At 70.7% G+C, this 13,427-nt stretch carries 9 protein-coding genes; 2 read left to right on the forward strand and 7 right to left on the reverse strand.

What is annotated here, in order from left to right:
• Window positions 1-114 precede the first annotated feature (114 nt).
• Window positions 115-1,329, forward strand: a complete 1,215-nt coding sequence (locus tag ACIGW4_RS00655) for a thiolase family protein (RefSeq protein ID WP_398710517.1) — start codon at window positions 115-117, stop codon at window positions 1,327-1,329.
• Window positions 1,326-3,464, forward strand: a complete 2,139-nt coding sequence (locus ACIGW4_RS00660; RefSeq protein WP_398710519.1) for a 3-hydroxyacyl-CoA dehydrogenase NAD-binding domain-containing protein — start codon at window positions 1,326-1,328, stop codon at window positions 3,462-3,464. Before ACIGW4_RS00655 ends, ACIGW4_RS00660 begins: the two co-directional genes overlap by 4 nt.
• A 74-nt stretch (window positions 3,465-3,538) precedes the next feature.
• On the opposite strand, the gene ACIGW4_RS00665 is transcribed toward ACIGW4_RS00660, so the two are convergent.
• The 7 genes from ACIGW4_RS00665 to ACIGW4_RS00695 all read right to left on the reverse strand — a co-directional run bounded on the left by ACIGW4_RS00665 (window position 3,539) and on the right by ACIGW4_RS00695 (window position 13,327).
• Window positions 3,539-4,618, reverse strand: coding sequence for a hypothetical protein (locus tag ACIGW4_RS00665; RefSeq protein WP_123457546.1), 1,080 nt, complete (start codon window positions 4,616-4,618; stop codon window positions 3,539-3,541).
• 109 nt (window positions 4,619-4,727) lie between these two features.
• On the reverse strand, window positions 4,728-6,206 hold the full coding sequence (locus ACIGW4_RS00670; RefSeq protein WP_123455956.1) for an amino acid permease: 1,479 nt from the start codon (window positions 6,204-6,206) through the stop codon (window positions 4,728-4,730).
• Between the two features lie 157 nt (window positions 6,207-6,363).
• Window positions 6,364-8,283 carry a 1-deoxy-D-xylulose-5-phosphate synthase gene (gene dxs, locus ACIGW4_RS00675; protein ID WP_123455955.1) on the reverse strand — a complete coding sequence of 640 codons (1,920 nt, stop codon included), beginning with the start codon at window positions 8,281-8,283 and terminating at the stop codon, window positions 6,364-6,366.
• A 279-nt stretch (window positions 8,284-8,562) separates the two neighbouring features.
• The gene (locus ACIGW4_RS00680; RefSeq protein ID WP_399577518.1) at window positions 8,563-9,861 is read right to left on the reverse strand and encodes a sugar ABC transporter permease; all 1,299 of its coding nucleotides are present in this window, start codon (window positions 9,859-9,861) and stop codon (window positions 8,563-8,565) included.
• The gene (locus ACIGW4_RS00685; protein WP_015037000.1) at window positions 9,858-10,646 is read right to left on the reverse strand and encodes an ATP-binding cassette domain-containing protein; all 789 of its coding nucleotides are present in this window, start codon (window positions 10,644-10,646) and stop codon (window positions 9,858-9,860) included. The genes ACIGW4_RS00680 and ACIGW4_RS00685 overlap by 4 nt, the downstream gene beginning before the upstream one ends.
• Window positions 10,647-10,928: 282 nt before the next feature.
• Complete coding sequence (locus ACIGW4_RS00690) at window positions 10,929-11,993, reverse strand: sugar ABC transporter substrate-binding protein (RefSeq protein WP_123455953.1); 1,065 nt, start codon at window positions 11,991-11,993, stop codon at window positions 10,929-10,931.
• A gap of 122 nt (window positions 11,994-12,115) precedes the next feature.
• Window positions 12,116-13,327 carry an ROK family transcriptional regulator gene (locus ACIGW4_RS00695; protein WP_123455952.1) on the reverse strand — a complete coding sequence of 404 codons (1,212 nt, stop codon included), beginning with the start codon at window positions 13,325-13,327 and terminating at the stop codon, window positions 12,116-12,118.
• Window positions 13,328-13,427 lie beyond the last annotated feature (100 nt).

Genomic DNA, 13,427 nt, shown 5'->3' on the forward strand with positions numbered 1-13,427 from the left:
GGCCCCCAGGGGGTGGGCAGCTTGGTTACCCGCAAGTAGCATGGGGGAAGCAAGCGCACGCTTAGACGTGGGCCGCAGCAGCAGTGCCATCCCGCACCCTGGAGGAGAGCCATCGTGCCTCGTACCGTCAGGGACGTCGTCTTCGTCGACGGCGTCCGCACCCCGTTCGGCAAGGCGGGCCCGAAGGGCATCTACCACGAGACCCGCGCCGACGACCTCGTCGTGAAGGCCATCCGGGAGCTGCTGCGCCGCAACCCGGGCCTCGACCCCGCGAAGATCGACGAGGTCGCCATCGCCGCGACCACGCAGATCGGCGACCAGGGCCTGACCCTCGGCCGCACGGCCGGCATCCTCGCCGGACTGCCGCAGTCGGTGCCGGGCTACTCCATCGACCGCATGTGCGCCGGTGCCCTCACGGCCGTGACGAGCCTCGCCGGTTCGATCGCCTTCGGCGCCTACGACGCCGTCATCGCCGGTGGCGTCGAGCACATGGGCCGCCACCCCATGGGCGAGGGCGTCGACCCGAACCCGCGGTTCGTCAGCGAGAAGCTGGTCGACGAGTCCGCCCTCTTCATGGGCATGACCGCCGAGAACCTGCACGACCGCTACCCCACCATCACCAAGCAGCGCGCCGACGAGTACGCCGTGCGCTCGCAGGAGAAGGCCGCCAAGGCGTACGCCGACGGCAAGATCCAGCAGGACCTGGTGCCGATCTCGGTGCGCCGCACCGACGCCTCCACCGGCGAGACCGGCTGGGGCCTGGTCACCGCCGACGAGCCGATGCGTCCGGGCACCACCCTGGAGTCGCTGGCCGACCTGAAGACGCCGTTCCGCGTCCACGGCAACGTCACCGCGGGCAACGCGGCCGGCCTCAACGACGGTGCCACCGCCTCGATCATCGCCTCCGAGGACTTCGCCCGCGAGAACGACCTCCCGGTCAAGATGCGCCTCGTCTCGTACGCCTTCGCCGGCGTCGAGCCCGAGGTCATGGGCTACGGCCCGATCCCGGCGACCGAGAAGGCCCTCGCCAAGGCCGGTCTGTCCATCGAGGACATCGACCTCTTCGAGATCAACGAGGCCTTCGCGGTCCAGGTCCTCGCGTTCCTGGAGCACTACGGCATCGCCGACGACGACGCCCGCGTCAACCAGTACGGCGGCGCCATCGCCTACGGCCACCCGCTCGCCTCCTCCGGCGTCCGCCTGATGACGCAGCTGGCCCGCCAGTTCGAGGAGCAGCCGCAGGTCCGTTACGGCCTCACCACCATGTGCGTCGGCTTCGGCATGGGCGCGACGGTCATCTGGGAGAACCCCCACTGGGAGGGCAAGTGAGCACCACCGCCGAGCTTCTGAAGGGCGCCGCCGAGCTCTTCCCGGACGAGGTCGTGACCTCGGCCCACGTACGGCACTTCGAACTCCCCGCCGGTGCGGGCAGGTTCGCGCTGATCACGCTGGACAACGGCTTCGACCACACCAAGCCGACCACCTTCGGCCCGCAGTCCCTCGCCAACCTGAACGCGGCGATCGACCAGGTCGAGGCCGAGGCCGCCAACGGTGACATCGTCGGCGTCGGCATCACCGGCAAGCCGTTCATCTTCGCCGTCGGCGCCGACCTCAAGGGCGTCGAGCTGCTCAAGAAGCACGACGAGGCGCTCGCCATCGGCAAGGGCGGCCACGACGTCTTCAAGCGGCTGTCCGGCCTGGCCGTGCCGACCTTCGCGTACTACAACGGCGCGGCCATGGGCGGCGGCGTCGAGGTCGGTCTGCACTGCACCTACCGCACCGTCTCGAAGGCCCTGCCGGCCTTCTCGCTGCCCGAGGTCTTCCTCGGCCTGGTGCCCGGCTGGGGCGGCTGCGCCATCCTGCCGAACCTGATCGGTGCCGAGAAGGCCGTCTCGGTCATCATCGAGAACTCGCTCAACCAGAACCGCCAGCTCAAGGGCAAGCAGGTCTTCGAGCTCGGCATCGCCGACGCGATCTTCGAGGGTGCCGACTTCCTGGAGCAGTCGCTGCTCTGGACCGCCTCGGTCCTCAAGGGCGACGTCACCGTGGACCGTCCCGAGGTCGACCGCGGCGAGGCCTGGGACCAGGCCGTCGCCAAGGGCCGCGCCATCGCCGACTCCAAGGTGCACGGCGCCGCCCCGGCCGCCTACCGCGCCCTCGACATCATCGAGGCCGCCAAGGACGGCGACCTGCAGAAGGGCTTCGACGCCGAGGACCAGGCCCTCGCGGACCTGATCATGGGCGGCGAGCTGCGCTCCGGCATCTACGCCTTCAACCTGGTGCAGAAGCGCGGCAAGCGCCCGGCCGGTGCCCCGGACAAGTCCCTGGCCCGCCCGGTCACCAAGGTCGGCGTCGTCGGCGCCGGTCTGATGGCCTCCCAGCTCGCGCTGCTCTTCCTGCGCCGCCTGGAGGTGCCGGTCGTCCTGACCGACATCGACCAGGAGCGCGTCGACAAGGGTGTGGGCTACGTCCACGCCGAGATCGACAAGCTGCTCGGCAAGGGCCGCATCAACCAGGACAAGGCCAACCGCCTCAAGGGCCTGGTCTCCGGCGTCCTGGACAAGGCCGAGGGCTTCGCGGACGCGGACTTCGTCATCGAGGCCGTGTTCGAGGAGATGTCCGTCAAGCAGAAGGTGTTCGCGGAGGTCGAGGCCGTCGCCCCGGCGCACGCGATCCTCGCCACCAACACCTCCTCGCTGTCGGTCTCCGAGATGGCGTCCAAGCTCCGGCACCCGGAGCGCGTGGTCGGCTTCCACTTCTTCAACCCGGTCGCGGTCCTCCCGCTCCTGGAGATCGTCAAGGGCGAGCAGACCGACGACGCCTCCCTGGCCACCGCCTTCGGCGTCGCCAAGAAGCTGAAGAAGACCGCGGTCCTCACCAAGGACGCCCCGGCGTTCGTCGTGAACCGCATCCTGACCCGCTTCATGGGCGAGATCCAGAACGTCATCGACGAGGGCACCCCCGTCGAGACGGCGGAGAAGGCGGTCGAGCCGCTCGGCCTGCCGATGTCCCCGCTGGTCCTCCTGGAGCTCGTCGGCCCGGCCATCGGCCTGCACGTCTCCGAGACCCTGAACCGCGCCTTCCCGGAGCGCTTCAAGGTCTCCCCCAACCTGAAGGCCGTCGTCGAGGCCGGCAAGCGCGGCTTCTACGTCTACAAGCCGGAGAACGGCTTCAAGCCGGAGCTCGACCCCGAGGTCGCCGCGCTCCTGAAGCAGGGCGACGTCGTCCTGACGGAGGAGCAGGTCCGCGACCGCGTCCTCGACGCGGTGGCCCAGGAGATCGGCCTCATGCTGGAGGAGGGTGTCGTCGCCGAGGCGCAGGACATCGACCTCTGCCTGATCACCGGCGCGGGCTGGCCCTTCCACCTGGGCGGCATCACGCCGTACCTGGACCGTGAGGGCGTCTCCGAGCGCGTCAACGGCAAGCGTTTCCTGGCGCGGGGCGTGGCGAGCGTCCCGGCGTAACACCCGGACGCGTCAAGACGACGGCCCCGGCACCTCGCACAGGTGCCGGGGCCGTTCCCGTGTCGCGGGCGGGCTCAGCCTATGGAGCGCCAGCCTTCGAGCAGCAGCCCCTCGGCGCCCACCTTCTGACGGGTGGTGACCGGCGTGCCCCCGTCGGCGACGGTCATCGCGACCAGACCGCCGTCGAGGCCCCGGGTGAGGACGGCGTCCAGGTGCCCGTGCCGCTCCCCGGTCTCCGACCAGTCCAGGCCCTCCGCCTCCTGCTCGCTGGGGTAGGCGGCGAGGGCGAGCCTGCCGCCCTCGGACTGCTGGGCGAGGACCGTGCAGTCGAAGCCGTCGATGCGACAGCGGGCGGCGGACAGCCGGCCGGTGCCGACGGCCTTGCCCAGCGGCGTCGGCTGCAGGGAGCGCTCCGGGGACCAGGCCATGACCCGGCCCTCCTGGTCGAGGTAGAAGAGCGTCGCGTGCCCGGAGGGGCCGGTGACGGCCGCGAGGGTGCCCATGGTCACCGAGGCCGGCAGGATCTCCTCGCGGAGCGGCTTCGCCCCGGCTTCGCGCTGTACGTAGCGGACGAGGCCCGTGGCGTGCGAGCTGTACAGCTCGACGAGGCCGGAGCCGTTGGTGAGGGCGACCGGCGAGGGGTCGGTCCTGGAGCCCTTCAGGTCCCACCAGGGGTGCCAGCCGCCCGCGTCCTTCTGGGCGCGGACGCTGAGGCCGCCGCCGCCGTTCCGTACGAAGGCGTAGACGCGGCCCTGGGCGTCCACGGCGACGGCGGGGTTGCCGGTCCAGGGGCCCTTGCCGTTCGAGTGCCCCAGGGGCCGCCAGGCGGCCGCGGGGCGGCCCGTCTGGAACTGGACGGCGTGCACCAGCTCGACGTGGCCCTCGTCCCCGCCCGTGGGCCGCAGGCCGACGAGGTGGACGTACCGGTCGGCGCCCTGGCCGACGGCGAGGAAGGGGGTCAGGCCGTCGCCGCCGAGGGAGACGGGGCCGCTCCAGCCGCCGCCGGGCTCCTCGGTCCAGCGCACCACCTCGCCGTCCCGGGGCAGATAGGCGCTGAAGCGGCCCTCCTCCCCTCTGGTCAGCCAGCCGCCCTGGAGCACGGGGGCGGCGGGGCCGTGGGAACGGTCGGTGGGGGCCTGGGATCGATTCGCCATGAGGGGGTCCAGCACTCCGGTCGTCGGGAGGAGTTCGGCTACGAACCGACTGTATCCGCCCTCCCGGACGCTCTCCGCCGCGCCCGGGGACCCCGCGGCCCTGGCCCGCTCAGTACCGGGCGTCCTGGCCCTCCCGGCCGAGCCGGCTGTGACCGCGCCCGTACAGGAAGTACACGAAGAAGCCGATCACCATCCAGACGGCGAACCGGAACCAGGTCTCGCCCGGCAGGTTGAGCATCAGCCAGACCGAGGCGGCGACGGAGAGGATCGGCAGCACGGGCACCCAGGGGGTGCGGAAGGCGCGCGGCAGGTCGGGGCGGGTGCGGCGGAGGATGATGACGCCGATGGCGACCATGACGAAGGCGAAGAGGGTGCCGATGTTCACCAGGGTCGCGAGCTCGTTGATGCTGGTGAAGCCGGCGACGACGGCGATGATCACGCCGAGCAGGATGGTCGGCCGGTACGGGGTCCTGAACCGGGGGTGCGTGACGGAGAAGAAGCGCGGCAGCAGGCCGTCGCGGCTCATCGCGAAGAAGACGCGGGTCTGGCCGAGCAGCAGGATCAGACAGACCGTGGTGAGGCCGACGGCGGCGCCGAAGCTGATCACGCCCGCGTACCAGGGGTGTCCCGCCGCCTTGAAGGCGTCGGCGAGCGGGGCGCTGGTGGACAGCCTGGTGTACTTCTCCATGCCGGTGACGACGAGGGCGACCGCCACGTACAGCACGGTGCAGATGAAGAGCGAGCCGAGGATGCCCCGGGGCATGTCCCGCTGCGGCAGCTTGGTCTCCTCCGCGGCGGTGGCCACCACGTCGAAGCCGATGAAGGCGAAGAAGACGACGGAGGCGGCGGTGAAGATGCCCATGACGCCGAAGTTGGTCGGCTCGTAGCCGAAGATCAGCTGGACCATCGGCGAGTTCCAGCCGGAGGTGCCGCCGGGCGGGGAGACGGCCGGCGGGATGAAGGGCTTGTAGTTGTCGCCGACGATGAAGAACAGGCCGGCGATGATCACGATCATCACCACGGTCACCTTGATCGCGACGACGACCGCGGTGATCCGGGCGGAGAGCTTCATGCCCAGGACGAGGACGACGGTCAGCACGAGGACGAGCAGGAACGCCAGGATGTCGAAGGTGCCGCCCGTGACGTCCGGGCCTTCGAGCGCGGCCGGCAGGTGCCAGCCGATGTTGTCCATCAGGGATCTGACGTACCCGGACCAGCCGACGGCGACCACCGCCGTGCCGAGGGCGAACTCCAGGACCAGGTCCCAGCCGATGATCCAGGCGGGCAGCTCGCCGATCGAGGCGTACGCGAAGGTGTACGCCGATCCCGCCACCGGCACCGTCGAGGCGAACTCGGCGTAGCACAGGGCGGCGAGGGCGCAGACGATGCCGGCGGCGACGAAGGCGAGGGCGGTCGCCGGTCCGGCGTTCTCCTTGGCGACCTTGCCGGTGAGGACGAAGATGCCGGTGCCGATGATGACGCCGACGCCGAACACCGTCAGGTCCCAGGCGGACAGGGACTTCCGGAGCGCGTGCTCCGGCTCCTCGGTGTCGCGGATCGACTGCTCGACCGTCTTGGTCCGGAACATTCCGGTGTTGGCGCGTGGCTGCTGGTCCGTACTCACGTCCACCTCCCTGCCATGGGGCTGCCCGTCCTGTGGCCAGAATGCACGCGAAAGGGCCGGTCGGCACTCCGAAGAGTGAGCCGACCGGCCCAAAGGTGACGCCGGGTGAGGTCGCCCCCCGTCAGTCGCGGGCGGGCTCCACGGCCTTCGCGCTGCTCTCGAACCGTCCGTCGAGCCGCGAGACCAGACCGGTGACCTGGCGCGCGATGTCCGGAGCGGTCAGCCCGATCTCGGCCAGGACCTCGCCGCGGGAGGCGTGGTCGAGGAAGCGCGGCGGGATGCCGAAGTCACGCAGCGGTACGTCCACCCCGGCGTCGCGCAGCGCCTGGGCGACGGCGGAGCCGACACCGCCGACGCGGCTGTTGTCCTCGACGGTGACGACGACCCGGTGGCGCTCGGCCAGCGGGGCGAGGGCCTCGTCGACCGGCTTGACCCAGCGGGGGTCGACGACGGTGGTGGAGATGCCCTGGCGGTCCAGGAGGTCGGCGATCTCCAGGCACATCGGCGCGAGGGCGCCCACGGAGACCAGGAGGACGTCGGGCTTGTCGGTGCCGGCCTCGCGGAGCACGTCCATGCCGCCGACGCGGCGCACGGCGGGGACGGCCGGGCCGACCGCGCCCTTGGAGAAGCGGACCACGGTCGGGGCGTCGGTGACCTCGACGGCCTCGCGCAGCTGGGCGCGGACCTGGTCGGCGTCGCGCGGGGCGGCGAGCCGCAGGCCGGGCACGACCTGGAGGATCGACATGTCCCACATGCCGTTGTGCGAGGCGCCGTCGGTGCCGGTGATGCCGGCCCGGTCCAGGACGAAGGTGACGCCGCACTTGTGCAGGGCCACGTCCATCAGGACCTGGTCGAAGGCGCGGTTGAGGAAGGTCGCGTAGACCGCGAAGACCGGGTGGAGGCCGCCGGTGGCGAGGCCGGCCGCGGAGACCGCGCCGTGCTGCTCGGCGATGCCGACGTCGAAGACCCGCTCGGGGAAGGCCTTGGCGAACTTGTCGAGGCCGACGGGCTGGAGCATGGCCGCCGTGATGGCGACGATGTCCTCGCGCTCCTTGCCGAGCGCCACCATCTCCTCGCCGAAGACCGAGGTCCAGTCGGCGCCGGAGGAGGCGATGGGCAGACCGGTGTCGGGGTGGATCTTGCCGACGGCGTGGAAGCGGTCGGCCTCGTCCTGGAGGGCGGGCTGGTAGCCGCGGCCCTTCTCGGTGAGGCAGTGGACGATCACGGGGCCGCCGAAGCGCTTGGCGCGCGTGAGGGCGGACTCCAGGGCCTCGATGTCGTGGCCGTCGATGGGGCCGACGTACTTGAGGCCGAGGTCCTCGAACATGCCCTGCGGGGCGATGAAGTCCTTGAGGCCCTTCTTGGCGCCGTGCAGGGTCTCGTAGAGCGGCTTCCCGACGACCGGGGTGCGCTCCAGGATGTCCTTGCCGCGGGCGAGGAAGCGCTCGTAGCCGTCGGTCGTGCGCAGGGTGGCCAGGTGGTTGGCGAGGCCGCCGATGGTGGGCGCGTAGGAGCGCTCGTTGTCGTTGACGACGATGACGAGCGGGCGGTCCTTGGCAGCGGCGATGTTGTTCAGCGCCTCCCAGGCCATGCCGCCGGTGAGGGCGCCGTCGCCGATGACCGCGACGACGTGGTCGTCCTTCTTCAGGACCTCGTTCGCCTTGGCCAGGCCGTCGGCCCAGCCGAGGACGGTGGAGGCGTGCGAGTTCTCGATGACGTCGTGCTCGGACTCGGCCTGCGAGGGGTAGCCGGAGAGGCCGCCCTTCATCTTGAGCTTCGAGAAGTCCTGGCGTCCGGTGAGGAGCTTGTGGACGTAGCTCTGGTGGCCGGTGTCCCAGAGGACCTTGTCCTTCGGGGAGTCGAACACCCGGTGCAGGGCGATGGTCAGCTCGACCACGCCGAGGTTGGGGCCGAGGTGCCCGCCGGTCTTGGAGACGGCGTCCACGAGGAACGTCCTGATCTCGTCGGCCAGCTGGTCCAGCTGTTCCGGGGAGAGCCGGTCCAGATCTCGCGGTCCCCTGATACGGGTCAGCAGAGCCACCCGTTCCTCCTTGCTTTGAGCTGGTCGAGCTTGCCGATTTGTCGAGTCTAATGTTCCGTCTTGGATCGTGGGCATCGGGCCGGGGGGTGAGGCGTCACCCGTACGGCCGACAAGCCGCTGACCTGTACGGCTCCGGTACGCGCGCGTGCACCGGTTCCGTACGCGCGCGTGCGCCTTTGTCCGTACGCGCGCGCACCTGCTTCCGTACGCGCGCGTATACCGGCTCGGACGCACCACAGCCCGGCACCGGTTTCCGGTGCCGGGCTGCTGTGACGGGGGTTACGCGCGGCCCGCCGTCTTCTGCGTGCGGCGGGAGACCGAGTCGATGATCACGGCGATGAGCAGGACCGCTCCGGTGATCATGTACTGGATCGCGTTCGAGGACAGGTTCATCTGGTTGAGGCCCTGGACGATCGACTGGATGACCAGGATGCCCAGGAGCGCCGACCAGACCTTGCCGCGTCCGCCGAACAGGGACGTGCCGCCGATGACCGCGGCCGCGATGCACATCATCAGCTGGTTGCCGCCGCCGAGGGAGCGGTCGGCGCCGCCCGTCGCGGAGGCGAGGAAGAGACCGCCGACGGCGCCCAGCGTGCCGGAGACCATGAAGACCGAGATCCGGATCCACGACACGTTGATGCCGGCGCGGCGGGCGGCCTCGATGCCGCCGCCGACCGCGAAGACCTGGCGGCCGTAGGTGGTGCGGCGCAGGACGAAGTCGGTGACGAGCAGGATCACCAGGAAGATCACCAGGGAGAGCGGCAGGCCCTGCTCCTGGTTGAAGCCGTACGCGGCGACGAGGACGAGGACCGCGAGGACGGCGGTGCGCAGGATGATCTCGCTCTGCGGGCGGTGCGGCAGCTCGGCGGCCTTGCGGCGGCGGGAGTCGCGCAGCTGGGCCAGGTAGAAGGCGGCGACGACGACCACGGCGAGGCCGTAGGCGGCGGCGACGTCGGAGAAGTAGTACTTCGTGAGGTCGTTGACGAAGCTGCCGATCGGGGTGGAGATGGTCGACCGGTCGCCCATCACCCAGGTCTGCAGGCCGGCCCAGCCGAGGAAGCCGGCGAGGGTGACGACGAAGGCGGGCACGCCGATCTTGGCGAAGACGATGCCGTGGAAGGCGCCGATCAGGGTGCCGGACAGGATGCCGAGGAGGATGGCGAGGCCGTCGGGCATGTCGGTGCCGAGGACGCCCCAGACCGAGCCGGCCAGACCCGCCACGGAGCCGACGGCGAGGTCGATCTCGCCGAGCAGCAGGACGAAGACGATGCCGACGGCCATGATGCCGGGGCCCACCGCGTACAGGGTGATCTGGTCGAGGTTGTACGAGGTGATGAAGTTGCCGGTGAGGGCCTGGAAGACGACGCCGATGACGATCAGGCCGACGACGACGGGCAGCGAGCCGATCTCGCCCGAGCGGATCTTGCGCTTGAACTCCTCGACGTAGCCCTTGAAGCCCTGCTCGCGGACGAGGAGGCGGGGGTCGACGGCGGGGACCGCGGCGGCGGCCGGGGCCGCCTCCTCGCCCGCGCGCGGCTCGGGCACGGTGTCCTCGGAGGTGCTGGGGGTGGTGCTCACTTCGCTACCTCCGCGTTGCGGGCCTGACGGCGGGTCACGGCGTTGTCCGTGGCTCCGGTGATCGCGGCGATGATCTCTTCGTGCGTGGTGGTGGCCACCGGGAAGGTGCCGTTGTTGCGGCCGAGGCGCAGCACGGCCACGGTGTCGGCGACGGCCTTGACGTCGGCCATGTTGTGGCTGATGAGGATGACGCCGAGGCCCTGCTCGCGCAGCCGCTCGACCAGGTCGAGGACCTGCGCGGTCTGCTCGACGCCGAGCGCGGCGGTGGGCTCGTCCAGGATCACGATCTTCGGGTCGCCGACCAGGGCGCGGGCGATGGCCACGACCTGTCGCTGGCCGCCGGAGAGGGCGGCGACGGGGATGCGGACGCTGGGGATGCGGATGGAGAGCGTGGAGAGCAGGTCCTTGGCCCGCTTCTCCATGGCGACCTCGTCGAGGACGCCGCCCTTCTTGATCTCGCGGCCGAGGAACAGGTTGGCGACGACGTCGAGGTTGTCGCAGAGCGCGAGGTCCTGGTAGACGGTCGCGACACCGAGGTTCTGGGAGTCGTGCGGGCGCTGGATCTCGACGCGCTCGCCCTCCCACTCGATGACGCCCTCGTCGATGGGGTGCACGCCGGCGATCGTCTTGACCAGCGTGGACTTTCCCGCTCCGTTGTCGCCGACGAGCGCGACGACCTCTCCTGCGTGGACTTCGAGATCGACACCGGAGAGGACCTGGACCGCTCCGAACCGCTTGAAGATCCCGCGCAACGCCAGCACGGGCGTCTGGGACACGTGAACCAACTCCTTCGCCGCCCGGGGGGGCGGCGGCATGTCGCGCCGCCGGTGCAGCGCCGAAGTTTCGAGGGGGGGCTGGGCTCGTCCGGCCCCCGGACCGACAGCGGGGTCTGGGTCGGTCGGGGGCCGGACGGGCTGGAGGGGGCGGATCCGGGCGCGGTGCGCCGGCCTTGTTACCGGGGGTCTTCACCCTCTGTACTCGGGGCCGCGCGGCGCCCGCTTCGGGGGCGGCTCACGCCGGGATCCGCGCCGGCGGGCCCTCGTGGGGCCCGGCCGGTTCGGGCGGGGTTACTTGATGCCCAGCTCGGTGCACTTGGCGGCGAGGTCCGCCGTGCAGAGGTCGGCGGCCTTGTAGATGCCGTCCTTGACGACCGTGGACTGGATGTTGGTCTTGTCGACCACGACCGGGGCGAAGAGCGTGGAGGGCACGCCGTCGGTCTGGCCCTGGGCGCCGATGTCCTTGCCCTTGAGCAGGTTCACCGCGAACTTGGCGGCCTCGGGGGCCAGCTGGAGCGGCGACTTGTAGATGGTGAAGGTCTGGGTGCCGGCGATGATGCGCTGGACGCCCGCGACCTCGGCGTCCTGGCCGCCCACCGGGATGCCCTTGACGCCGGCGTTCTCGAGGGAGGTGACGATGCCGCCGGCCATGCCGTCGTTCGCGGAGTAGACGGCGCCGATCTTGTCCTTGCCGACCGAGGAGATCGCGGCGGACATCTTCTCGCCCGCGACCTTCGGGTCCCACTCGCCGGAGGCCTCGTAGGCGATCTTGCCGACCTTGCCGTCGAGGGCGGTGTGGGCGCCCTTCTTGAACAGGGCGGCGTTCGGGTCCTTCTCGTCGCCGTTGATCATGACAACGTTGGCGGTGGCGGCCTTCGCGCCGAGCGCGGTCAGCAGGGCCTGGCCCTGGAGCTCGCCGACCTTGTTGTTGTCGTGGCTGACGTAGGCGTCGGCGCCCGGGACGGCACGGTCGTACGCGACGACCTTGACGCCCTTGGCCTTCGCGTCCTTGACCCAGCCCTCGGCCTTGGCGGCGTCGACCGGGTCGAGGGCGATGACCTTCACGCCGTCGGCGATCAGCTGGTCGAACTGCTGCTTCTGCTTCACCACGTCGGAGACCGCGTTGTTGTAGACGATCTCGCAGTCGGAGCAGGCGGCCTTGACGGCCTTCTCGAACTGGGGCTTGTCCAGGGCCTCGTAACGCGAGGTCTTGTTCTCCGGCAGGAGCAGACCGATCTTGGTCGAGCTGCCCTTGTCACCGCTGTCGTCGCCACCGGCCTTGCCGCAGGCGGCGAGCGAGAGGGCCATCGAGACCGCGGCCGTGGCTATGACGGCACGACGCGTCACTGCGTTCATGTGGGGTTGCCTCCCTGACGAGGCCGCGACGGTGCGGCCGAGGTGTCCCGAAGTCAACTCGGCCGCAACGTCGCCGTCAAGAAGTAAATCCTTAACGAGATGACAACGACGGTGTTCGTTATCTAAGTGAAGGCAAGGCGGGACGTCGGAGCAGCGGCGGGCAGCGCGCTCCCCAACAGGGTCGAATCGCCCATTTCGCTCAGTACGAGGGCGAGGGCGCCGAGCACCTCGGCGCGGCCGCCGAGGGCCCCCTGGGCCAGCGAGAGCTGCCGGGCGGCACTGGGGATCGCGTACCGCGCGACGGAGTCCCTGATGGGCGCGAGGACCAGCTCACCGGCCTCCGCGAGGTCGCCGCCGAGCACCACCCGGCTGGGGTTGAGGAGGTTGCAGAGGTTGGCGATGCCGCTGCCGATGTGCCGGCCGACGTCGGCGATCACCCGGCGGCAGCCGGGGTCGCCCTCCCGGGCCAGCTGGACGACCCGCTCCATGGTCAGGTCGGGGCCGTGGCTCGGCTGGAGCAGCGGCAGGACGTACCGCGCGGCGGTGAAGGTCTCCAGGCAGCCGCGGTTGCCGCAGCGGCAGACCGGTCCCGACTCGTCCAGGGTGATGTGCCCGATCTCCCCGGCGGTGCCGCCGGGGCCCCGGTAGACCCGGCCGTCGATGACGAGGCCGGCGCCGACGCCGCTGGCCACCTTGATGTAGGCCAGGTCCTTGACGCCCCGGCCGCTGCCCCAGACGAGCTCGCCGAGCGCGCCGAGGTTGGCGTCGTTGTCGACGTGCACGGGGACGCCGAGCCGGCCGGAGAGCTCGTCGGCGGGGTTGATGCCGCTCCAGCCCGGCAGGATCGAGGTCGAGCCGAGGGTTCCGGAGGAGACGTCGATCGGACCGGGCACGCCGAGGCCGACGCCGATGACCTTGTCGGGGCCGATGCCGGTGGCCCGGATCAGCCGTTTGACCAGCTGCTCGGCCCGGTCGAAGCCCTCGGCGGCGGAACCGTCCACGTCGAGCGGCTCGGCCTCCTCGGCGAGCACCTGGTGGGCGAGGTTGCCGACGGCGACCCGCAGGTGGGTGTGGCCGAAGTCCACTCCGATCACGATGCCTGCGTCGCCGGAGAGCGAGACGCTGCGGGCCCGGCGGCCCCCGGCGGAGGTCGGCGTGACCTCGACGGTGCCGCCGTCCTTCAGCTCCCGCACGATGTTGGAGACCGTCGCGGCGGAGAGGCCCGTCGTCCGGGCGATCTCCGCCTGGGTGAGCGAGCCGGCCATGCGCACCGCCCGGACGACCCGTTCGAGATTGGCCCTGTGCAGAGACGTCTGCGATCCCGGAGTCTCCATCGACTCTCTCACTCCCACCGTTTTCTCCAACATGTGAACTCTAAGGGGACGCTTTCGGCTTGGTCCCCGTCAAGACCTTGAGTGTCGGACGGCGAGCGTC

Source organism: Streptomyces sp. NPDC053513 (assembly GCF_044544765.1).
Taxonomy (GTDB): Bacteria; Actinomycetota; Actinomycetes; order Streptomycetales; family Streptomycetaceae; genus Streptomyces; species Streptomyces litmocidini.